Origin of the sequence: Fodinibius sp. SL11, from assembly GCF_052060035.1 — a bacterium.
In the GTDB taxonomy this organism is placed as follows: domain Bacteria; phylum Bacteroidota; class Rhodothermia; order Balneolales; family Balneolaceae; genus Fodinibius.
Window position 1 is genome coordinate 107,377 of sequence record NZ_JBPOEA010000005.1, and the last position, 23,369, is coordinate 130,745.

A 23,369-nucleotide genomic window follows, 5' to 3' on the forward strand; every position below is an offset into this window, starting at 1 on the left:
CAATCAGTGGACTTTAAATTTGTATCCTATGCCGTAGACACTTTTGATATAATCATTAGCCCCGGCGTTCTCCAGTTTCTTGCGCAGATTCTTAATATGTTGATAAACAAAATCGAGATTTTCGAGATGGTCAACATAATCGCCCCACAAGTGTTCGGCAATAGTTTGTTTGGAGAGCACGTGGTTTTTGTTGGATGAGAAATAGAGCAGCAACTCGTACTCTTTGGGCGTTAGGTCAACGGGGGTTCCCTCCACTGTAACCTCCATCGTTTTAGTATTTATGGCTATTTCATTGACGTTAAGGATTTCCCTGCCATCGCGCTGTTGGCGTCGATTTATGGCCTTAATGCGGGCATGGAGTTCCGGCAACTGAAAGGGTTTGGTGATATAGTCATCTGCTCCCAGTTCGAGACCTTCCACTTTGTCGTCCAAAGCATTTTTTGCGGATATGATGATAGTTCCCGTTTCAGGATTTACGGATTTTAGCTCGCGTAAAACCTGAAGCCCCGAACCGCCGGGAATCATAATATCGATGAGCACAACATCGTAAGTGTACGACATTACCTTATCAAAAGCTTCGGAATAGGATTGAGCGGATTCACAGATGTACCCTTCTCGTTTTAAATATGTCTGGATATTCTGCAGTAAATCTTCGTTGTCTTCGATGATAAGTAGTTTCATAGCAATACAAACATAACAAATGAATTTGAAGCAAAACTGAAGCTCAATAAATTATATTTTTAAACGCGTATATTAGTACATTTAAAAACTACGGTTAATCAAAAAAGTTGGTTTAAATCTTATTATACGCCCTGTTATACTAATTCTTGTCTTAGGCATTTGTTTTGGAGGATGTAATTCGGAGCGGGGAGCACCTATCACTGAAAAGAAAACAGATTCAGTAATAGAAACGGATACAAATAGCAATACTGTGTTGCAAAAGAACGGGCCTGCTGATTTTAAACGACAGTCCAGCCGTATTGGTCAGTTGGTATATGTACCGGTTTATTCATACATCTATCGACAAAATCGTCAGAAAACATTTAATCTGACAACTACACTTAGTATTAGAAATGCAGATCCATATCGTAACTTGATTATTACAGAAGTGTCTTATTATGACTCCGACGGTGAGCTTATTCAGGAGTATATTGATTCAGGTTAGCAGCTTAGCCCGTTGGCTACTACCTCGTATGTGATCGAAGAAGCTGATTTGCGGGGCGGCGTCGGGGCTAACTTTCTGGTACGGTGGTATTCGCAGAATCCTATTTATCCACCCGTTATTGAAGTGGTAAATATTAGTGCATCCCAGCAACAAGGTATTTCATTTTTAAGTGGAGGACGTGTACTTCAGGAGCGTTCTGTAAGTACATGCGCCAATGAATGTAATTGGTAGTTGAATCGCTCAGCATTCTGCTTGTTATTTTTTATACCAAACCACAATTATTTTCGACCTAAGAGTTTTTATTCGTTGAATATTTAGATTCAATTTCTATGACCCCGTAGTGACCTTGCATACCATATTGTGCAGAAGCGCCCGGCGGTAATACTTTGACAGAGTTTATATCACCTCGAGAAAACATACTCGAAACACGAGAGTAACTTCGACCAGCCTTTTGGCCATCTACAACGAATAATGGCTGCGCCGTAGGATTATTGATTGATTTATGTCCTCGTATGAGGATTTGGATGTTTTCACCACTTCCATTGAGCTGTACGCTGCTGGCGCGGCGCAAGAAATCCTCGAGGGTCCAATAGCTGGTATAATCATGGGATTGGATTTGCTGTGATTGTTGACTGGTTGTAGCACATCCTATTAAACCGAGCAATAGCACACACAATCCTATTGATATACCTAAATTTAATCGTTTCATAGCGGTGGGATTTGATTAACAATATTAGGTACTTAATAGTATAGCTATTTATTGGTAATTAAATAAATAAAAATTAACCACTTACCACTATTATTTATTGATTCTTCGTGTGAATGAGTATAACTCCAAAATGGCCCTCCATGCCATATCGGGCAGATTGTGATGGGGGGAGGACTTCGATATAATTTATTTCTCCAGGATATAACATCTCATTTACGTTGGCAAAACTTCGGCCCGCCTTTTGTCCATCTATGATATACAAGGGTTGGCTTGCGGGGTTATTTGTAGTACTTTCGCCACGTATAATTACGCGTTCACTTCCCGGGCTACCGGTAATCATCGCTTTGGAAGTTCTGCGAAGGTGATCTTTAAGTGTCCAGTTATTTTCTGGATTCATCTTTTGCGTATTATCCTTATTTGTGGTGCTGGAGGTAGAGCAGCCCAACACCGAAACAAATAAACCCGCGGCAAACAATACGATTAGGGGTTTTGAAAATTTCATAGTCTTAAAGGTCTATTGGGATTACATAAATCAACCTATAAAAGTTGGGGCTTGATTTTAAAAATATGTGGCAGAACGATAAGTGCTGGTGATAAGACGCATTAATTCTTTAAGATTGTTTGGTCTAACATATCGGTATCTTTAAAAACAAATTTATTAGTAAAAAGAATTCCTAAATAGACCGAAAGGATAGTGCCTGAAAAGATAGCAACCATAATCATAATTTGATATTTGATGGCAATGAGCGGTGAGCTTCCACTCAAAATTTGACCGGTCATCATCCCCGGCAGAGAAACAAGTCCAATTGTGGCCATGGAGGCAAGCGTTGGATTGGCTGACTTTTGGAGTGCTTCACTAAAAAAGGAATGTACCGCCTCTGCTCGGGTTGCACCGCAAGCAAGATAAAACTGATAGCGCTCTTGTTGCTCATGCAAGCTGTAATAAAATGCGTTGATACCAATCACATTACTCCTCAGGCAGTTACCCAGTACCATTCCCGTTATGGGAATAGTATATTGGGCAGCCAAAAGTTTAGGCAGTTGTATTACGACCTCAAGAAAGAACAGGTCGATTACAATGATGCCTAAAAGCGTAGCTCCAAAGATCGGTATAATGACTGCCCATTTCCTTTTTAGATCGCTTCGATCAATAGTAGCAAAGTCGGCCACGGCCACCATCACAAAAATCCATGCGGCATTAATCCAGGGATTGTCATATTCAAACAGATATTGTAAATAGTATCCCACAAAAAGCAGTTGCAGCACCATCCGTACCGAAGCCGTCAGTAGTTTTTTGTTAAGTCCTGTTCGGTATTTCCATAAAATATAGGCCGGCACCAGCATAATGATAAAGCCGATTCCAAGCTGTGTCCATGTAAGGTCAATAATTCCCATTACGCAAGTGCTATTATGTTATCAGCTTGGTTTACCCAGAACGGATCGTGAGACGTTGAGATCACCGTCCGGTTATTGGCAAGCAATAATTTTGCAGCTTTTTGTTTGGATGCCTTATCAAGGGCCGAAGTTGGTTCATCCAGCAGAAGCAGGGGCTTATCAAGCAGATAGCAAATTGCTAACCCCACTCGTTGCCGCTGACCCGTTGAGAGATCCCGAAATTCTTTGTCAACGGTATCTGCCCGAAGCCCTAATTCCTGTAATGTATTTATGTAATCTTGTTTATCCCGGTTGGATGATCTATTGGCGGCAAATTCAAAAGGTTTGGCCATCACATCCCCAACAGTACCAGAGCCTAAATTTAAATCTTGGGGAAGCCATGAAGTTTGTTTGCGTATTTCCCGGTCATCAAGTTCTGCGCGATTTATTGAGATAGTGCCTTTTTGAGGTTTGTAAAATCCCAAAAGGAGTTTAAGAAGGGTGCTTTTGCCTGATCCTGATTCTCCTTTTAGTATGGTATGTTGTCCCGCCTTTGCCAGAAATGAGAAATCCGTTACAATCTGCTCATTTTCGAAGCTAAATGTGACGTTATCAAAAGATATTTCGGGTGAGGATGCCAATATGATCCAGATACTTTTGGTATTAAAACGGAAGTGGTTCTCCGGTATTTTTAGCACGTTCGCGATGCAGCTTTTGGAGCTGCTGGGTAACAGGTCCTTTGGTACCATCGCCAATTACGCGCTGATCAATTTCTACGGCGGGAACCAATTCACCCATAGTGCCGGTAGTGAAGCATTCGTCGGCAGAGTACATTTCGGCCATACTGATGCGCTTCTCAGCTGCCGGGATGTCATTTTCTTTACAGAGATCAATAACGATGCCGCGTGTTATGCCCGGCAGACAACTATCCGCAAAGGGGGTGAGTACTTTGCCCTTTTTGACAAAAAAGATGTTTGTCGCATTTACTTCCGAGACGTACCCTTCAATATCCATCATTACTGCGCCATCGGCGCCGGCAACATTGGCCTCGATTTTGGCCAGTATATTGTTGATCAGATTGTTGTGATGGATTTTGGAATCAATGCACTGCGGGGGGTTACGCCGTATTGATGAAGTAACTAATTGAAGACCTTCTCTATCCTCATGGATAGGTGGCTTCCACTCGGCCAGGACAATAAGTGTTGGCCCGTATTGATTAACCCCGGGATCCATATAGGAGGTGACCTTCTTGCCCCGCGAAAGCGTAAGCCGGATATGTGTTTCGTCACGCATGTCGTTGGCTTCGAGCGTGGCAAAAATTGCCTCTTTGATTTTATCATTTGATGGCACGCTGTCGAAAGCCATCGCATGGGCGGAATTCTGAAGGCGCTCGAGATGTTCATCGAGGGCGAATATTTTCCCATCGTAAACGCGTAGTCCTTCCCATACCCCATCACCGCCCTGCACCAAGCTGTCAAAGACAGAAATATTAGCTTCCTGGCGATCATAGAGTTCTCCGTCAATCCAAACCTTAAGATCTTCATTTCGGGGATCGGGGATTGTGGGATGTGTGTCCATAACTTTTGTATTCAGTATTCTTACTTAACATTATTTTTTTATTGCATGTGCAAACAATCTATCATAAATAGACTTACAGTGTTCGTAAAGGGGATCAAGGTGATCCGGAAGTGTTTGGCTTTTCGAAGTATAGGGATTAAAGCCTGTAGACTTATGAACATTATCATACCAATATTCGGCCCACACTCCGTCTTCGGGAATAGGTCCCGGTGCCCACGAAAGCATGGATTCCTCAAAAGGAATATTCAATCGTTCACATAATGCGGATAAAACAAATTCAGGATCTTCTAACAGCTCTTTAGCGTCAAGAACAGTAAGAGGTATATTGTTATTTTCGGCAGTTTCAAATAGATCAAGCAGTTGCTGATAGCCTGTATCACGAAGCGATGGGTCGGACAGAGACTTATCAAGTGAGAGGAGCATATCAGCAGGATCTCGAATTAAAAAAACAGGTATAAATTCTTCGAACAGTTGGGAAAGAGTATGGTCCATTTCAATCATGTGATGAGCCATGTTTTTAACAAACAACACATCAGAATTAGCCCCGGTTGTCATCAAGTTTTGCATTGCAACAGAGGGATCTTTGGGTTGGCTTTCGATGACTTTGGCCCGTCCGGGATGTTCGGCTCCGCTCTGCAACAGGTAATGAGCATAGAACGGCTCATCGATCACTTTGGTATCGCTGCGCTGGGCAAAAGAATACATAATGGCCGTGGAAATGTTACGAGGACCAGACCACATATTTATCCTGATATTTCCCATATCAACTAAATTTATTACATGTCGTTTGCGTGATATATGGTATAGATATTTTGGGGATCATCAAAAGTAATTACAGGATCGATTTAAAGAAGGCAATCGTCACCCGCTTTTTTACAATAGTTTTTATACTTTAAAACATCGACCAACAAATAGAAATAGACCTCAATATATAGTTAAAATGGGGCCCCGAAAGAATGAGAGCCGGAGGGATAAATTTCGGTTTGAAAAACGGTTACTAAAAGGTTCAATGGTATTTTTTCATCGTAAAAATGATGATCGATATCGCTATGTTGATATCAGTCCCAATGTTAGCCATCTGTTGGGATATACCCGCTCTGAACTAAAACATGAGTATTTTAACTGGCCGAGCCACATACATCCGGAGGATCGCCAGTCTGTAATGTCATTTTTGGGAAGCCTGCCTTTGGGCAATACCCGGAAAATTGAATACCGGTTTAAGCATAAGTCCGGTCACTATCTTTGGTTGCGCGAAGAAGTGGAATTGATAGAGGAAGATGGTAAAAAAATATTAGCGGGGATAATAATTGAAAAAAGTGAGGATAAACAGTTGCAGAAGAAGCAGTCGGACGAAAGGCAAAAGTTACAGCAGTTGGCGCTGGATAATTTGAATGATATGGTAGTAATTACCAAGGCCCCTAAAGATGATCCACTGAATTCAAATATCGTTTTTGTTAACAAGTCGTTCGAGGAGTTTACGGGTTATCATTCGGAAGAGGTAATCAACAAAACGCCCACGTTTTTACACGGACCGGAAACTTCGGCGGAGACTATAAACCGAATTAATAACAAAATTAGAGAGGGGCAATCGTTACGAGAGGAATTTATAAATTATAAAAAAGACGGTACTCCCTATTGGGTTGAACTGGACATGGCACCGTTTCCTACGGAGGATGGGAACTATGATTTTTGGGTAGGAATCAACCGGGATATCACCCAGCGAAAAAAAGCGGAGCAGAAACTTTGGGAGAGTGAAAAACGACATCGCACCTTTACTGAGTTGGCGTTTGACGCGATTTTTGAAATACATGTTGATGGTACCATACTGCGATGCAACAAACGAGCATGCGAACTGTTTGGATATGATCGCGAAGAGTTAATAGGCATGCATGTACTGGATTTGACCCCCAAAGAATTTCATAGCAAGCAACCGGAAACCTTTGCCGGTATTACTACTACAGGTGATGATGCCTGGGAGCGAACTTATCAAAAGAAGGATGGAACAAAGTTTCCTACTGAAATACATACATCATTTTATGAAATGGGTGGACAAAAACGCCTAATTGCATATGTCCGTGATAATACCGACCACAAAAAGTACGAACAGACGATTCGAAAATCTCTAAAAGAGAAAGAAACGTTGCTGGCCGAGGTGCACCATCGGGTGAAAAATAACTTGGCCATTATTTCCGGGTTGCTTCAGATGCAGGTGTTTAATACGGATGATGAAAACATACTGGCAAAGCTCAAAGAAAGCCAATCGCGTATACAGTCGATAGCAATGGTGCATGAAAAGCTTTACAGCTCGGAAACATTTTCGGAGATTGCCATTGATAAATACATCGACGATTTATTGCATATGATTGAAGAATCGATGTCCGATTTTGAAAAGGATATTTGTGTAAATACCGATATGGAAACGATTTTGTTGACGGTGGGGCAGGCTATTCCGTGTGGTTTGTTGCTCAACGAGATGATTACAAACTGCTACAAGCATGCATTTGAGCATCAAGAAGATGGCAAAATTGAAATATCTATTAAAGAAGAAGCAGAAAAAATTATGTTATCGGTAGCAGATAACGGTGTCGGATTGCCGGAAGATTTTGACATTGAGCAGCAGTCCTCGCTGGGGATGTCGATTATTAATACGCTGGCAAATCAGTTGAATGGACAGCTAAATGTAGAATCGGGAGATTTTGGCAGTCGTTTTTCATTAGCTTTTGAGATCGAACGTGATGTCGAAAAATGACGATTTTATTAAAATGCTTTTTTAAAAAGAAACAATAGATTAGGACTTAAATGTTGTATTAAAGTGAACTCAAGAGTGTTAATAATATCCTCAAAATAATCAATCAAATCGGAGAATAAGTATGATACCATCACCACTACAGAAACCTATATTATTTGTGTTAATGATCTGTTTTGTTGCTGTGCAGCCGCTGGCAGCACAATCAGAGGAGGGGTTAACTCCAAAAGATGTTGCCAAGATGCAGCAGGTGAATGAAATTGCAATGGCTCCATCCGGAGAGAAAGCAATTTACACTTTACAGGTGCAAGCGGACCCTGAAAAGGAAAATAAACCGGCAAGTTATCACTTGTATCTTGCTGATTTGGCCACGGGCAATTCCATCTCCTATGTGACGACGATGAGCGTCAGTGATATTGCATTCCGTCCCAACCATAATACCATTACGTTCCTGGGAAAACGTTCATCAGATGAAACTACGAGTTTGTATGAAATATCGATGAATGGCGGAGAGGCTCAAAAGATTTATTCTTTTAAAACATCGATCGGGGATTACAAATGGGCTTCTGATGGTAGTCATGTTGCTTTTATGGCGCAGGATACGATTACGTATGAGCGATCATCACTGCCATATCACCCTGAAGTATATGAAGAAAACCTTAAGCAGCGTCGTGGCTATGTGGCCAATGTAGATATGCCGGACCACGGACCTCATCAGGTGCAGGTAGAAGGATCTATTTACCAAATGCGCTGGAGCCCAAATGGAGAAAAACTGGCTATAGCGGTAGCTCCTTCGCCACTTGTTGATGATTACTACATGCATCAGCAGGTTAAAATTGTTGATTACGAAGGGAAACAGATACTTGCTGAGATTAACCACGAAGGAAAGCTGGGACAAATTGGCTGGAGCCCCGACGGTAGTAAACTGGCAATGATCGCCGGTGCTGATATACATGATCCTACCGCCGGTCGACTGCTTGTTGTTTCGGCTAATGGTGGGAAACCAACGCAGCTAAAGCCTCAATATGAAGGAATGTTTGACCAGTTCAAATGGACTGGAAATAACAAACTCCATTATTTAAGTAGCGAAGGGGTGTGGTCAACGTATGGCAGTATTAATGCTGATGGTTCAAATATGAATACGATTGTAGGGAAAGGCGACACAAACCTTTCTTCTTTTGATCGGACCTCGAATGGAGCCACCATTTTTACAGCAAGCTCAGCAACACATCCCCAAGAGTTGTATCAGTTAGCTGATAATAATGTCAAACGAGTGACGAACACAAACGCCTGGTTGAAAAAGAAAAAACTGGCTAAACAAGAAGTAGTTACATGGACCGCCGATGACGGCACCGAACTACAGGGTATTTTGGTATATCCTGTAGGTTATGAAGAGGGTAAGCAATATCCCATGATAACAACGGTACACGGTGGACCTGAATCCCATTATAATCATGGTTGGGTAACCAATTATTCTGATGCCGGTCAGGTTGGTGCTGCTCAGGGATATTTTGTTTTTTATCCCAATTATCGAGGCAGTACCGGTCGTGGAGAAACATTTGCCAAGAGCAGCCAAGGTGATTTGGCCGGAGCTGAGTTTGATGATATCGTTGCCGGGGTCGATGAATTGGTCGAAGAAGGATTGGTTGATGGTAACAAAGTAGGCGTTACCGGTGGTTCTTACGGCGGGTATGCTACCGGATGGATGGCTACAAAGTACACTGATCGTTTTGCCGCAGGGGTCATGTTTGTGGGCATTAGCGATAATATCTCCAAATGGGGAACCAGCGATATACCCGAAGAGCTCTTTTTGGTCCATGCGCGAAAACGTATTTGGGAAGATTACCAGGGATACTTGGAGCGAAGTCCTATTTATTACGCCGGACAAGCTAATACGCCCCTGTTGATTATGCACGGTAAAGAAGATACGCGCGTTGACCCAAGTCAATCGTATGAGCTATATCGCCATATTAAAACACGGACTGATACTCCGGTCCGCTTGGTATTGTATCCGGGAGAAGGGCATGGTAATCGAAACTCCACCGCACGCTATGATTACAATTTGCGCATGATGCGATGGTTTAATCAATACTTGAAGGGTCAGCAGCAAGCCCGACCTGATGTGGAAATGGAAGTGGAAAAAACAGCGGTTGAAAACTAATTAAGTTTTAGGGAATCAATTTTATGTCCCCTTCTGTTGATTCAGGAGGGGATTTTTTATGTGTAATAAATAATTCCAGCTAATCACTGTCAACGAACGGTTCAATATTTTCAGCATCGCCCAGCAGCCGCACGTCCTCAAGATTTTTGACAGTGCGGACCTCATCAACAAGACCCTGTAAAATCTGTTCATAATTGTCAAAATCCTTGCCGAAATAGATTTTTTTATCGTCAGACTCCACATAAAAGTTGGACCATGTTGACCCAAAGTGAATAGCTTGGATATCCTTAAAATCTATGATGCTTGGTGATATCAACCCCTGCCGATGAATACTGTTCTCGGTCAGCTTAATTTTATAGCCGTTGGCAATGACGATAACAACGGCCCAAAGTAAAAAGAGGAGCACCATTAATCCCGAAAACAATAATTCTCCCACCGTGTAGTTAAGATATGCGGCGTAAGTCATGGGTATTCCTACAAATAAAAACAGGAAAACCATTAAAAACTTTGATCTCGTTCTGAGTGAAAACTCTTTAATCTCTTGTCCCATAACAATCCCTATTTTTAAATTAGTACCAACGATAAGAAATATTATATATCTATTATTAATTTAAAATGAAAGGAGAGCACTGATTTCCCCATGGATTTTACAGCAGCCAGTAAATTTTTGAGCTATGTGTTACGTCATCACCCAGAGGCCATTGGCATTGAACTGGATGATCATGGTTGGGCGAACATAGATGATTTGCTTGAAAAAGCTCAAAATAAAGGGAAGGACGTAGACCGAGATATTATTTGGCAAATAATTGCAAACAGTGCTAAGCAGCGGTTTATTCTAAGCAGTGACAAGAAATACATTCGGGCAGGTTATGGTCATTCCATTGATGTAGACTTGCAGCTAAAACCCAAAACCCCGCCGGAGAAACTTTATCACGGGACAGATTATGATAATGTAGCCCCTATTTTAGAGGATGGCATTAAAGCCCAAAGTCGAAATTTTGTACACTTATCCACAACGATTGAGGAGGCACGTAAGGTAGGTAGCAGGCATGGCAAACCGGAAATCCTTATTGTTTTTTCGAAACAAATGAGTAAGGATAGATATAGGTTTTATCAATCACAGAGTGAAGCAAGTGTGTGGTTAACGCCTTTTGTACCGCCTCAATTTCTGAAAAGAAAATCATAAAGCACTAATGGCATAACTTTTCTCGACATAGATACTGCATAACGATCATGATCTTTGTACATTTAGAGCAATGAAGAAATTGTTTTCCATACTTATTTTGGGGTTGGTTAGTCTACTAACCACAGAGGCAGTGACCCATGTCGATTACCCGGTGGAAAACACCCTTTCGATCGAAAAACCAGAGCGAGAAAATAACGCTCAATCCACTCATCCTTTTGAACAGCCCAACCTGTTTAATGTTTTTCATCAGGGAGAAACCGGAATAAATATAAGCAGTCATCCAGAGCCGTGGCTGTTGGAGGAAGACCGGGAAGAATCGGCAATTTATGAGTTTATTGCATCAGCTACCGAAAATAGGTTAACCCTTCATCTACGTATTTATCGATTAGCAGATCGAACCGCAATATTTTTAAAATATATTTTTCCCTTCCACGCATTTCTATAAGCTGTTTTAGTGTAATTACGGATTATCGGCTATTGCAGCCGATAATTCTATCAGTTAGCTAAATTTTTTGGGTTCGGGTAAGATGAATGTAACGAACCCAGTATATCTTAATATTACATTTAAAACGGTTTCTACTATGAAAATAGATTCGACCACAATTATTATCAGTGCTATTGCATCGTTGTTCTTTATTATTCCTATTGTAATGGATCAGTTGAAGAAGAAAAAACAAAGTGACGACTAACTCTTAACGCAAGCCTTGGAGGATAAAATCAGCTTTCATATGAAGGCTGATAACTACATTTGCTGATCAATAAAAAAAGCCGCGGGAAACCGCGGCTTTTTGAGTCAATTTAGGGTGTTTCACTTTAATCTTCTTTGAGTATTTCCAAGCGTTTTTTCAGGTCTTGGGCGGCTGAAACATATCCCCCGCCACTGCCGTCCACAAAGTGGATGTGGTCGCGGTGATATTCAAAGACCATACAAGTAATCATAGCAGCATTAGAAAGATGAAGTCCGTACGCTAAGTTTCCTTCTTTAAATTGCTGTTTGAGGAAGTTGACAAACTCTTTTCGCTGTGCCCGGCTCCCGCTGATGACGACCCGAAGCATATCATCAAATTTGCGGTGATCGGAATTCAGGGCCAGGTCTGATTTATAAAGTGACCAGTTGGTAGCCAAGGTTTTGTAGTTCAAAGCCATTAGTATTTTTCCGATGATGGTTTGCAGCTGTACTTGTAGGATATAGCTGATGCGTTTAAGCCAGCCTTGTCCGTGGGTGCGAATTCGGGCTTCTCCCATAAGTTTAGAGAATGAAAGGGTCATGGAAAGTCCCGGTACATTTATGGGGTTGGTTTTATTGTCGAAACCAAAGGTGGTGCGCATTTTTTGCAGAACGTTTTCATAGATTTTCTGTGGATGATCTATATTGGGATTACTTTTTACCATCAGGGTGATCACTTCATTTTGGGACTGCTCCACTTCTTGCCATCGACATTCCAAGCCACTAAAATTAACATTGTGGGCGTTGTCTAAGGCCGGGATATGAAATTTATCTGAGCCTGTTTCTTTAAGTAACTGTTCGGCAAAACTTAATCCCCCGCCCGAAAAAATAGCTTGAATATAGAACTCAGACGCACGATATCGGGCAACCTGTATGCTATATCCTTGCTCATGGATGTAGGAGATGGGAATGATTGCCGCGCGTAAATCAAGGTTATATTCCGTTTTACCAATGGTTTTACTTGCTCCTAAAATACGGCGGGTCTCATCCAGCAAGTGGGGTGGTAGGCAAAAGGACGCCCCGTCACCGCCAAAAGTAAAGGGTATTGCATTACGATCAGTAACATTACAGATTCCAACAATGGGCGATGCGCCTAAGATGTTTACTGCCTTATAACGATTTTTATTAATAGCACCGGTGGAGTTTACAATGTCGGTTACAGCTACATACCAATCATCCGGCAAGGCGTAAAAATTTTCTTGATTCGAGGCATCAAAAAAATTCTCTATGATCGGCAGGTTTTTGTAAAAGTCAGTATTGCTTGCCACCGTAATTTTGTTTGACTAATATTTATTAAACGCTTAAAACATACAAAAAAGAAAGCCTATAGGTTATCAAATGATTTGGATATTGAACAGGGTTTTGGAAATATAATCATCAGCTGTTTGGCAAGGTTTTACAATGAAGTGTCTTGGGATCAATTTCTACTTTTTTGTGTTGCCCTTGAATGGCAACTTCGGTAAAAGTAGCCATGTGTTGCAGGTACTTTTTAAGTGAATACTGCTCATCGCGGCATTTCCGATAAATTGTTCGAAACTCATAGCGTAGTTTGTACCAGTTTACAGAATTTTTAGGAGCACGCCGTTGGATATACGAGGCCAACTTGCGCTCAAAAATAGGACGGAAACACATCTCCCTTTTGGCAGACCGATATATTCGCTTGATATCTTGAACAGTACGTTGATCCATGATAGGATAACTTAAAAAGCATGGATGCAACCATACTGTCACCATATTTATAGCAGCTTAAAAAATTGAAGATAGGCGGTAATTGGAACTAAGGGTTTTGTGTCATGCTGAAATTATTTCAGCATCTGTGGAGGTAGGATAATAATGCCTGCAGCAGGAAGCCTCATTAAGTTGACTTCCACTCATTTTGCTCGGTAAAAAGCTGAGAGTGAAAGGCATCCATAATCTGGCATGAATTTACAATCCCACCGCAATAGCCCGGTTCGAGAGCAATGGTAACGCCATCGATATTGGGCAAGATTTGTTGAAATACGGGCTTTGAGATGTCAACAACCTGCATGATTTCATCATCAGAATATCGGTGAAACTCATCGGAATATTGCTGTTTCCCTTTTCCATGGATAAAATAATCCAGATCGATATCGAAAAAGATATTGTGGTCATTGCGATCCAGCATCAATTCCTGGAACTGATCAAAGTCACGGAATTCAAAAATGTGGTGATCATTTCCATTGATGTCTTTAAAGCTACTTTTTTGATAATCGGTTGTGTTTTGAAGAAGCACGATATCTCCAATCAGATTGAGCCATGCAGCACATAAAATGTGTCCGTCATTGGTCTGGTCAAACTGCGCCCAAACGTAGTTGGATACGTCAGATAGGTTCGATTGATCCAGTTTTGCCAATGATTCTTTTTGATCATCTGGAACCGGGGCCAGATCACGATGCCAATCGATCGTCACTAACGTAGGCGCCGATTGTTGCAACAGCCCATTATTCTGTAACCGATTTCGCCATTTCATCCAGAAAAAGAAGGCAAAGCGGTGCTCCATGATAATGGCTTTTTCGACGGAACGATTCGGATCGCCGGCATGCGAAATTTCTTCCAAATGAGTGCCGGGCGGGTTGCAACTATTAGGTTCAATATTCTCGTACATATTCTTTAGTTAATCAGCTGTTGTGATGAATACGAGCTCTTAAATTAGTAGACTTCATGCGAACTTCAAGTTATTAATTGTTGATAATTATGGGCGAAACACTATACTATATAGTGCGTAACCGGGATGTTATACATAATGAAATATGAGGGATTCTATGAGTGAGCAACGATTTAAAAATGTATTATTGGGATTGTTGATAGTTGCGCTGATGCAGTCGGTAGCATTGGGACAATCATCGCCAACATTTGATAAACAGAAGCTGGATACCTATCTGGAGAAGTTGGATAAAGAAAATAAAATGATGGGATCGCTGACCATTGATTCGGCTGGCAGTAAGGTGTATCAAAAAGCTGTGGGATTTAGAGATGTTGAGCGTGGTACTCGGCCCGATGCTGATACGAAATATCGCATAGGTTCTATTACTAAAACCTATACGGCGACGATGATCATGCAATTGGTTGATGAGGATAAGCTTTCTTTATCAACCTCGCTGGCCGACTTTTATCCTCAAATACCGCAATCGGAGAGTATTACTATTGAACATTTGCTTCGTCACCAATCGGGATTGTATAACTTTACGAATGCGCCAGATTATCCTGATTGGATGACCGAGCCCCTGTCAAAAGAGGATCTGTTACAGATATTTTATGAGGATGATCCCCAGTTTGAACCCGGCGCACAAACCAGCTATAGCAATACAAACTATGTGTTGCTGCAATTCATTCTGGAGGATATCACCGGCCAAAGCTATGCAAACCTGTTGCAAAACCGTATTGCGAAACCGCTTAATCTGGAACATACGCACTATGGTGATGGTATTGAGCCAGCCAAAAATGAAGCGTTTTCGTATCAGTATCAGGAAGAGCAATGGAGATCAGCTCGAGAAACGGCTCTCAGCATTCCGGGCGGGGCCGGGGCCATCGTATCTACCACCAGCGAGATGATTACGTTTATTCGAGCACTATTTGATGGAAAGTTGGTATCTCAGCAGTCTCTGGATAAAATGACTTCAACGGGTCAAGGATTTGGAATAGGACTTGCAAAGGTTCCTTTTCATGATAGATATGCTTTTGGTCATAATGGAGGCATTGACGGATTTCAGTCGCACCTCTCCTACTTTCCCGAAGAGGATGTCACTATTGCTATTACGACTAATGGTTTACAATACAGCTTAAATGATATTTTGATTGGAGCATTAAGCATTTATTTAGGTTATGAATTCAAAATTCCCAGTTTTGACGAAAAAACGATAACGCTGAGCAAGGAGCAAATGAAAAAATATGTGGGCACCTATGCTACCGATCAGCTGCCGATGGATATGGAGCTTTTTATTGAGGGCGATGTATTGAAAGCCCAGGCCACAGGGCAGCAAGCTTTTCCACTGACGGCCAATAGTGAAACAAAGTTTCGCTTTGACCCAGCTGGGGTGGTCATGGAATTTGATTCGTTGGAAAACGGAGCGTACCAGCACTTTATGCTGTATCAGGGCGGCGGATCATTTTCGTTTACCCGAAAAGAATAGCTTTTGATTAATTAAATGCCCGGCACTTTAAAAGTGACGGGCATTTTTTATAAAGCTGGTGTCTCATGAACAATATTTGAGGGATTATCTTTTTGTCAGTAAAGAATAGACGAAAATACTATTGGGGAATTGTGGGTTTTGTTCTGGTTATAATCGATAGCTCCTAAACAGCCGTGTATAGTTTATCGCTTTTGTGACAATTTTTCCGCGATTTGTCCCAAATTATCAACGATAAAACCGCTATGTATTGCTTGGACAAACTTTTTTGATCTCTCTTTTCGTCCCCTACTATATTTTGCCGTTTAGAGCCGGATTTGTTTTTGCGTAATTCCAGCCCAGAAGCTGGCCGGCCTTTGCTTATTTGATGTTGGTTGGCGTCACTATGGGGATGGATAGTACCGTGAAACCGGCATTGTGGGCCGAACTTTTTGGTACGGATATCATCGGGACCGTTCGTTCCCTGTTTTTTCATTGATGGTGTTGAGCACAGCCCTTTGTCCTTTTTTTGATGGGATGGGCTATCGATGCGGGAATGGCTATGGAATCTTATAGTCTTTATAGCCATTATTACATCAGCATTGCTACGGTTATGGCCTACGTAGCATTTAATGTAAATACCGACTAACTGTTATAATAGAGGACCAACCTTAAAAGATACTTGTGGTAAAAAAATGTAAGGATGAAAGAGGAGGTTGCGCAACTCGAAGAACTTACCAAATAGATTATGCCTACGGCGGTTGTCACGGATGGATATCATCAATAATAAAACGATAAATAGGAAGCGCTGTGCAAGTAAAAAAATTGGTTACAAAAGTCAGAGGAATGCAAATAAGGTATTTGCATCAAATATGGAGATGATATTCTATTAATACGTTTTAAGGTTATCTCTTGGATAATGTATTATGTTAAGCTTGCTCAGAAATCGTAATCAAATATTTATTCCGTACATCGAAGGAACGAGAAGGTCTTTACTCGCATTTATTTTAGCGTAGCGATTTATTAATTGGCATAATTCAATATTAAGTCTTTTAATAAGAAAGTAACTCTAAATAAAAAAGTAGGGGTATTATGTTAGATCGATTACGTTCTTCCAAGTTAGGTGAATTTATAGATGCCGGTACATCAGCAGCTATTTTTAGAATTTTGATCGCCTTCTTTATGCTATATGGGCATGGCTGGGGTAAGCTGATGAATGTATTTGGCGGTAATTTTCAATTTTTAGATCCGCTCGGTATTGGCCCAACGGCATCATTAATTTTAGCCGCATTCGCGGAGGGGATTTGTGCATTGTTGATCATAGCCGGATTTTGGACACGGTTGGCGTCATTAATTTTGAGTATTAATATGGCAGTAGCCGTATTCTTTGTACACCTGCCCGCAGGTGATTGGTTTGGTGATATGGAGCTTCCGGTATTATACTTGGTAGCGTTTGTAATAATATTCTTGCTTGGTCCCGGTAAATATTCGGTCGACAGCAACTAATATTAAAACAGCCTTTTACAATTAAGAGAAGGAGAGTATTTATCAATACTCTCCTTTTTTATATTTGAGCCTTTTTTAAAGAATACAGCTTGTCGTACTAAATTCGGATAACTTTTATTTAGTATCTTTTGCAAATCCTTCAATTAGAAAATGGTATAAAGTATTAATGAGATTTATAGCAGTAAATTGGTTGATTTTTTTACTATGCACGATGGGTTTAGGGTGCCAGAATAAGGCGGAAATCCCAAAAGATGAAAGAAAAGAACCCGTCCAGCTTCCGGAATTTAATACGATCAATACCGACCAGGTTTTTGTGTATAATTGCGCCGACTCCCTGCAATTTACCACTCATGTAACATCCGATAGTGCTTGGCTCTTTTTAGCAGATACCTCTGTAAAAGTGCTGCCTACGCGTTCTGCTTCTGGAGCACGGTACGAAGGCGGCAAATACCTATATTGGAGCAAAGGAAACGAAGCCATCCTGCAAAAGCCCAAAGGATCATTTATGACCTGCCAGTCGGTCCCCGAAGAACGTTCGTGGGCGGCGGCAAAGCTCCGCGGGGTCGATTTTCGGGCACTGGGACAGGAGCCCGGCTGGTTTTTAGAGCTTCAAAATAAGGGTCAACTTAAATACGTGGGGAACTATGGACAGGATACTATAACAGTTAAGACTCCCACACCCGATACGGATATTCAGGGAAAACGAACGGTCTATCAGGCCAAAGATGCTCAGCACGTATTGAAATTTGTAATTGCAGAAACTCCCTGTACCGATAGCATGAGTGGATTTGATTTTCCTCAAACGGTAACCGTATCCATTGATGGCGAAACATACAGAGGATGTGGGCGGTATCTGCAATAACCTTTTTTGCCCGATGGTTTATTGTAGATAGTTAACAATTTCCCAGAGTTCTACCTTAACCAAGTCACGGGTATTATAAATAGTATCAAAAAGCTCAGGCACATTGCTATTTTTACCCATGGTCTGCCTGATTATCTCCTCATTAAAACCAAATTCAAAATGTTCCAGCTCATCAAAGTAGTTGCCGGTAGCAAAATTATATCCGTAATTCAATCCCGAGGGTAAAATGAGTGAATGCACCTGCCAGCCCGCCATTCGTCCCCGCTCAATGCGTTCCAAGTGGATGGGTTTTGCAATTTCATCCTCCAGCATCAGGTAGTCGGGATTTTTGCCTGATGCCACCTTCATGTAATCCATTGAGACGTATCGGCTTGGGGAGGAACCCGTATCGGCATAAGCGCTATTTTCGATCCGCCAAATCTCCGACTTAATGAGTGTGGCCAGTTTGGAAAGCTGCTCTGTGCCCCCTTTGGATGTTGAAGAAGGCACAAAGCCTGGTGCATTGCTTTCAGAAAAATAATCCCCTAAGCGATTTATCGAAGAAGAAATGGTAATACTTACAAAGTTATAATTGCTTTTCTCACCACCGGGATATTTTATCTTGTATAGATACCAGCCCACTACGTCATCGTTCTCAAGAAGAGACGAAAACCCAGATACAAGATCTCTGTCAGCAACTTTTAAAAATCGATCGAGTTGAGTTTGGTTAACCTGCAGATAGTCAATCTTTTTATAATGACCATCCTGTGATTGTCCCATTGAAGATGCGAAAAAGACCAAACACAGTGCAAAAGATAAGAGTAGTTTCTTCATGTCAGCCCCCTGATTTTTATGAAGTTATACTACTAATTAAAACAATTTATAATACAAATGCACTATTCGGGAAGGTAACTCTCAAGATAGGCCTAATCCCATTATAGGAAAGGTATTAGAGAATGTTGGGTAGTTTTTTTGACAAAAAAAGTGAATTTGATTTTTTACATAGCTACAAACACTATAGCGTGTTATGACAGTAAGACTCAAATTCAGCTTCTTCTTTTATAACACGGAGTGCTTCTTCATCACAGCAGGCACTAATCAAGTAGGTAATTTCAGGGTTTTTTACTGTGCAATTTGGGGCCCTGCCTATCTTCTTGAGCTTTTGCAGGTATTGAAAAAAGAAGTATAGCTCCGGATAAAGTGATAAGTGCTCTCTTGAATATGTACATAACCTGATGATAGTTTTCTGCTATTAGTGACCTATGGTTTCGTATAAAACAATTTTGATTTAAAAATTAAAATGTTTTCTTGAAAAGGACTAAAGGTCACAGAAAAGCGTCCAGAAAAAGAGAGTTTAAAATGCGATTATGTAAGAAAGTTTGTGTGCTGATAATATTTTCAATCACTTTATGGGGATGCGGTTCCGGTGGGGGAACGGGGCCTGACAATAGTGGTAACGACAATGGGAATAATAATGATCCGGAACCGGTTGAGTATGACTTGTCAGTGTTAAAAAGTCCGTCCGATGGCGGAACGGTAAATCCCTCCAGTGGGACATTTGAGGACAACACGGAGGTGACGGTTGAAGCTACGGCAAACGAGGGATTTTCATTTCGAGAGTGGACGGGTGATGTCTCTTCCGAGAATAACCCAGTAACAGTTACTATCACGGGAGATACAGAGTTAACGGCTAATTTCGATGATTTGCGGTCGGTATATACGGTACAGCTGTTTGCTATTAGTACCGAAGATACGGTTAATCTCAGATTTGGACAGTCAAGCCGGGGCAGTGATGGGTTTGATGATGAGGTAGATCAGGAAGCGCCCCCACCCCCACCTGAAGGAGCTCTTTCCGCCTATTTTGAAATTGATGATCTGGATTTATACAAAGACTTCCGTAATAATATAGACCGACAGGCCGAATGGACATTACAGTACCAGGTTGCCAGTGGGGGGGACTTAAAACTGGATTGGGAGATTGTGAATGATTCTAAAATTGAAGGTGATTTAGTACTCACTGACGAATCCGGATCGTTTGAGGTTGATATGCGAAATGAAACCACCCATACTGTGAGTGAAAGCACATCGGGGAGCTTGCTCATCAACTATAATTTACAGTAAGTAATGGTATTGAATTATGCCGGCAGTGAAGGGATAGAATCAATAATCCCGAAGTTTTCGAGGGTCATCCAAAGCAGAAATAAAAAGTAGCAGAAAATAAGTGTCGCCGATTCCCATCTGCCCAATATCATATGGGTGCGCATAAAGCTAAAGAGTAGCAGTGTGGCCAATGTGAGTGCCCCCATCAGCGAAGCGGCAACTGAAAAGTTGATTATTGCAGCGCCCGCGATGAGGACTCCTATAGGGATGCAGACGAGCAGGTCAAAAATATTACTGCCCAATACATTTGCAATGGAGGTGATAGAGTCTCCCTTTTGAGCTTTCTTTATGCTCACAAAGGCATCGGGGATACTGGTACCGGCTGCTACTACTGATATTCCCCAGAGGAATGAAGGTGTGCCCAGTATATTTCCAAATTCAATAGCCGAACGTACCAACAGCTCAACCCCGAATAAGATTACGGACAAACTAACTACAAGCATGCCCCATTCTTTTAGCGGATTGATGTTACTTGAGTCGCGCTCGGGCACATAATCCATCGTATCCTGATACTGAATAAAGATGTAGAAGCCATAAAGCAACAGGGGAAGCAAAGCCAGAGGCCGGTCCATTTTTCCCAGAATGATACCTTCTGAGGCGCTAATGGGATTAAAAATAGCGGCGAAAGAAAAGGTAATCATCAATACTGCTACTGATATGATATAAAATTGAGCTTCTTTATATACGAGGTCCCTGTTCGATTCCAGGGGTTCTTTAGAAACCAATCCAGCAGCGGCGGGAATAATGAGGATGTTAAAAATTGCAGACCCCACAATAGCAGCTACGCCCAGGTCAAACTCTCCATGCAAGATCGTAGAAAGCACAACGGTAGCCAGTTCGGGGAAGCTGGATCCAATGGCGACAATCAGCGCCCCCTGTACGATGTCGGGCAGCTCGTAGTAGGTTGATAATCCCTCGCTGGAGTGCTCGAGCCAATCGCTTCCTTTCCATAAAATACCTGTGGCTACTACAGCTACGCCTGTCCATAAAAGTAATGAGAGTACCATTTTCAGTCCCCGCTTTGTTATTTATTTAAGCCCCAATAAATGAAGATTATAATTATCAAAAAAATAAAAGCCCCCCTTCTTTAAAGGAGTAATATCTTAGAAGGCAGCAGTAGCTGTCAAAAAAGAAATGGGTATTTGCTTTACGCATATTTCTCCCATTTTGAGAATATACTCTCCTAAAATGATATATTATAAAATGAGAATAGAATAATCGTTGCGCTATTAAAAGTCATGTAAATAATTGTTTATCAATTACTTATAAGTATATTATTTGTGCTCCATTTTGGGTTGGCACGTTTTTTTCAATCTGTCTTCGAACTGGTGGCACGGTATTTAAAGTATGGACGGTCGTAAGTCACGAAAGCAATTGTAACGATAAAGAAAAGGTTATATGGAATCCGTGAAAACTATAGAGGTGCGATGTCGACAACTCTTGTGAAATGTTTGAATAATCTCCTTTCTAACCGATAGAAATACAGCGAATAAGATTTAATAATCCCCATTATATGAACACTGAAGAAAGTAAATTTAGAACCGTTGTTAGAGATGTTGGCGGTATTCAGTTATTAATCGGTCCCATCTTACTAATTCCCGGAGTGGTTTCCGTTTTATATGGCGAAACCTATTCGGCCTTCTCTTTTGGAATCAGCTCAGTTATTACTACTCTTTTTGGAGTTATTGCCTATCAAATAAATAAAAAGGCAGAGAGCAACGGTCAGAGCCAGGCGATGATAACGGCGGCAGCTGCCTGGATGGTGACTTCGTTCTTCGGAGCTCTTCCCTTTTTTATTGCAGCTCATATCACTCCGGTAGAAGTAGCCCAGTCGTTTGTACCGGCCGGAGAAACCTATACTTCCAGCTTATACAATTTTAAAAGTTTTCTGCATGCCCTGTTTGAAAGCGTGAGCTCCTATACCACCACCGGCCTGACGATGAGCGTTCACGAACCGTCAGTGGGATATGGACTGCTATTCTACCGTTCGTTTGCGCAATGGCTTGGGGGAGCCGGAATGATCGTACTTTCATTGGCGGTTTTGGGTCAGTCGGGAGGTATGCACGGTCTGGCTCTATATAATATTGAGGCCAGCGGCCAAAAGATACGGCCCAATATCAGGCAGACCACACGCGCTATTTGGAAGGTTTATTTAACTGTAACATCCCTGTCGGCATTGTACATTTTTATAGGCACTTGGCTGGTATTTCCTGATTATAATCTTTTGCAAAACCTCTTTGAGGCTGTAAATCATGCTATGACCGGTCAATCGACGGGCGGGTTCAGCACCTTTGATGACAGCATTTCCGGCTATGGATCCTATGCCATGGAAATGATCTACCTGCTGCCGATGATCCTCGGAGCTATCTCTATACCTCTTTATTATAAAATTTATGAGGAAGGCAGTTTAAAAGAGCTGTGGTTAGATTACCAGGGGCGCTGGCTTATCTTGCTGAACATTGTTGGTTCTACGGTGCTAATTATAATGTTGATGAGCTCATTTTCTTTTTCTCAATCATTCAGAGAGGGGATTTTCCAATTTGTCAGTGCTTTGACGACCACTGGTTGGCAAACGGTAGATCTGGGCACTTGGCCGGTTTATGCCACCCTATTAATGGCTACGATCCCCATGATTATTGGTGGATCAACGGGAGCTACGGTAGGAGGAATCAAGATTTTCCGGGCCTATTTCATGGGAAAAGGGTTTATCTGGCGACTAAAGCAAGTTGTTCAGCCTACTCGAAGCATAATCACCTTAGATATCGGTACAAAACGATATCCCTATAAAGAAATTTCTGATGATTTGATGGAAGCTTATGTGTTCTCCATGTTGTATTTGGTGGTCTTGTTAGGGGGCATCCTTATCAGCGCTACCTTCATGGGCACGGACTTTCAACTGATCGATGCTATTTTTGAATCAGTTTCCGCCCAGGGAACGGTGGGGCTGTCCAGTGGTCTGACCAGCCCTTCCATGGACCCAATAATCGAAGTGACCTATATTATTCAAATGCTGGTGGGACGTCTGGAGCTCATCCCGATACTGATTATGCTCCGCTCACTGTTTATACAAACAAAGATTTAATCATAAA

Annotated in this window: 22 protein-coding genes and 1 pseudogene; 10 read left to right on the top strand and 13 right to left on the bottom strand. The window is 41.6% G+C overall.

Translation table 11 applies throughout. The features are described 5' to 3' along the window. Positions 1-3 precede the first annotated feature (3 nt). Positions 4-681: a response regulator transcription factor gene (locus ACQ76V_RS08660; RefSeq protein WP_441000090.1), complete on the bottom strand. Its 678-nt coding sequence runs from the start codon at positions 679-681 to the stop codon at positions 4-6. A 250-nt stretch (positions 682-931) separates the two neighbouring features. Between ACQ76V_RS08660 and ACQ76V_RS08665 the strand changes: the two are divergent. Then, positions 932-1,396, top strand: a pseudogene (locus ACQ76V_RS08665) (DUF3124 domain-containing protein). 58 nt (positions 1,397-1,454) lie between these two features. Here the strand turns inward: ACQ76V_RS08665 and ACQ76V_RS08670 are convergent. The 6 genes from ACQ76V_RS08670 to ACQ76V_RS08695 form a co-directional block, all read right to left on the bottom strand. Further along, complete coding sequence (locus ACQ76V_RS08670; RefSeq protein ID WP_441000091.1) at positions 1,455-1,874, bottom strand: TonB-dependent receptor plug domain-containing protein; 420 nt, start codon at positions 1,872-1,874, stop codon at positions 1,455-1,457. 94 nt (positions 1,875-1,968) lie between these two features. Continuing rightward, on the bottom strand, positions 1,969-2,376 hold the full coding sequence (locus tag ACQ76V_RS08675) for a TonB-dependent receptor plug domain-containing protein (RefSeq protein ID WP_441000092.1): 408 nt from the start codon (positions 2,374-2,376) through the stop codon (positions 1,969-1,971). A gap of 101 nt (positions 2,377-2,477) precedes the next feature. Then, a complete protein-coding gene (locus tag ACQ76V_RS08680; protein WP_441000093.1) occupies positions 2,478-3,269 on the bottom strand; it encodes an ABC transporter permease in 792 nt (263 codons plus the stop codon). Further along, positions 3,269-3,946, bottom strand: a complete 678-nt coding sequence (locus ACQ76V_RS08685; protein WP_441000094.1) for an ABC transporter ATP-binding protein — start codon at positions 3,944-3,946, stop codon at positions 3,269-3,271. Before ACQ76V_RS08685 ends, ACQ76V_RS08680 begins: the two co-directional genes overlap by 1 nt. Further along, positions 3,912-4,826, bottom strand: coding sequence for an aminotransferase class IV (locus ACQ76V_RS08690; RefSeq protein ID WP_441000095.1), 915 nt, complete (start codon positions 4,824-4,826; stop codon positions 3,912-3,914). Before ACQ76V_RS08690 ends, ACQ76V_RS08685 begins: the two co-directional genes overlap by 35 nt. 30 nt (positions 4,827-4,856) lie before the next feature. Beyond that, the gene (locus ACQ76V_RS08695) at positions 4,857-5,567 is read right to left on the bottom strand and encodes a sulfotransferase family protein (protein ID WP_441000096.1); all 711 of its coding nucleotides are present in this window, start codon (positions 5,565-5,567) and stop codon (positions 4,857-4,859) included. Between the two features lie 268 nt (positions 5,568-5,835). Here ACQ76V_RS08695 and ACQ76V_RS08700 point away from each other — a divergent pair, with 268 nt between their 5' ends. Together ACQ76V_RS08700 and ACQ76V_RS08705 are read left to right on the top strand one after the other, a co-directional pair. Then, positions 5,836-7,575, top strand: coding sequence for a PAS domain S-box protein (locus ACQ76V_RS08700; RefSeq protein ID WP_441000097.1), 1,740 nt, complete (start codon positions 5,836-5,838; stop codon positions 7,573-7,575). 121 nt (positions 7,576-7,696) lie between these two features. Next, complete coding sequence (locus tag ACQ76V_RS08705; protein ID WP_441000098.1) at positions 7,697-9,733, top strand: prolyl oligopeptidase family serine peptidase; 2,037 nt, start codon at positions 7,697-7,699, stop codon at positions 9,731-9,733. Between the two features lie 79 nt (positions 9,734-9,812). Here ACQ76V_RS08705 and ACQ76V_RS08710 read toward each other — a convergent pair whose 3' ends face one another. Continuing rightward, the gene (locus tag ACQ76V_RS08710; protein WP_441000099.1) at positions 9,813-10,283 is read right to left on the bottom strand and encodes a hypothetical protein; all 471 of its coding nucleotides are present in this window, start codon (positions 10,281-10,283) and stop codon (positions 9,813-9,815) included. A gap of 90 nt (positions 10,284-10,373) precedes the next feature. On the opposite strand from ACQ76V_RS08710, the gene ACQ76V_RS08715 reads away from it, so the two are divergent. Together ACQ76V_RS08715 and ACQ76V_RS08720 are read left to right on the top strand one after the other, a co-directional pair. Beyond that, positions 10,374-10,919, top strand: a complete 546-nt coding sequence (locus ACQ76V_RS08715) for an RNA 2'-phosphotransferase (protein WP_441000100.1) — start codon at positions 10,374-10,376, stop codon at positions 10,917-10,919. A 70-nt stretch (positions 10,920-10,989) separates the two neighbouring features. Further along, on the top strand, positions 10,990-11,364 hold the full coding sequence (locus ACQ76V_RS08720; protein ID WP_441000101.1) for a hypothetical protein: 375 nt from the start codon (positions 10,990-10,992) through the stop codon (positions 11,362-11,364). Between the two features lie 368 nt (positions 11,365-11,732). On the opposite strand, the gene ACQ76V_RS08725 is transcribed toward ACQ76V_RS08720, so the two are convergent. The 3 genes from ACQ76V_RS08725 to ACQ76V_RS08735 form a co-directional block, all read right to left on the bottom strand. Continuing rightward, positions 11,733-12,914, bottom strand: a complete 1,182-nt coding sequence (locus ACQ76V_RS08725; protein ID WP_441000102.1) for a DUF3095 domain-containing protein — start codon at positions 12,912-12,914, stop codon at positions 11,733-11,735. Positions 12,915-13,023: 109 nt separating this feature from the next. Further along, positions 13,024-13,335 (bottom strand): hypothetical protein, encoded by a 312-nt coding sequence (locus ACQ76V_RS08730; protein ID WP_441000103.1) that lies wholly within the window; start codon positions 13,333-13,335, stop codon positions 13,024-13,026. Between the two features lie 166 nt (positions 13,336-13,501). Next, on the bottom strand, positions 13,502-14,272 hold the full coding sequence (locus ACQ76V_RS08735) for a hypothetical protein (protein ID WP_441000104.1): 771 nt from the start codon (positions 14,270-14,272) through the stop codon (positions 13,502-13,504). A gap of 157 nt (positions 14,273-14,429) precedes the next feature. Between ACQ76V_RS08735 and ACQ76V_RS08740 the strand changes: the two genes are divergently transcribed. The 3 genes from ACQ76V_RS08740 to ACQ76V_RS08750 all read left to right on the top strand — a co-directional run bounded on the left by ACQ76V_RS08740 (position 14,430) and on the right by ACQ76V_RS08750 (position 18,141). After that, positions 14,430-15,797, top strand: a complete 1,368-nt coding sequence (locus ACQ76V_RS08740; RefSeq protein WP_441000105.1) for a serine hydrolase domain-containing protein — start codon at positions 14,430-14,432, stop codon at positions 15,795-15,797. Between the two features lie 1,068 nt (positions 15,798-16,865). Further along, positions 16,866-17,279 (top strand): DoxX family protein, encoded by a 414-nt coding sequence (locus ACQ76V_RS08745; RefSeq protein ID WP_441000106.1) that lies wholly within the window; start codon positions 16,866-16,868, stop codon positions 17,277-17,279. A gap of 166 nt (positions 17,280-17,445) precedes the next feature. Continuing rightward, positions 17,446-18,141, top strand: a complete 696-nt coding sequence (locus ACQ76V_RS08750; RefSeq protein WP_441000107.1) for an MliC family protein — start codon at positions 17,446-17,448, stop codon at positions 18,139-18,141. Between the two features lie 18 nt (positions 18,142-18,159). Here ACQ76V_RS08750 and ACQ76V_RS08755 read toward each other — a convergent pair whose 3' ends face one another. Beyond that, positions 18,160-18,954, bottom strand: coding sequence for a hypothetical protein (locus ACQ76V_RS08755; RefSeq protein WP_441000108.1), 795 nt, complete (start codon positions 18,952-18,954; stop codon positions 18,160-18,162). A gap of 525 nt (positions 18,955-19,479) precedes the next feature. Here ACQ76V_RS08755 and ACQ76V_RS08760 point away from each other — a divergent pair. Further along, positions 19,480-20,241, top strand: coding sequence for an InlB B-repeat-containing protein (locus ACQ76V_RS08760; RefSeq protein ID WP_441000109.1), 762 nt, complete (start codon positions 19,480-19,482; stop codon positions 20,239-20,241). A 14-nt stretch (positions 20,242-20,255) separates the two neighbouring features. Here ACQ76V_RS08760 and ACQ76V_RS08765 read toward each other — a convergent pair whose 3' ends face one another. Next, positions 20,256-21,287 (bottom strand): sodium:calcium antiporter, encoded by a 1,032-nt coding sequence (locus ACQ76V_RS08765; protein ID WP_441000110.1) that lies wholly within the window; start codon positions 21,285-21,287, stop codon positions 20,256-20,258. Positions 21,288-21,793: 506 nt separating this feature from the next. Here ACQ76V_RS08765 and ACQ76V_RS08770 point away from each other — a divergent pair. Then, the gene (locus ACQ76V_RS08770; RefSeq protein ID WP_441000111.1) at positions 21,794-23,362 is read left to right on the top strand and encodes a TrkH family potassium uptake protein; all 1,569 of its coding nucleotides are present in this window, start codon (positions 21,794-21,796) and stop codon (positions 23,360-23,362) included. Positions 23,363-23,369 lie beyond the last annotated feature (7 nt).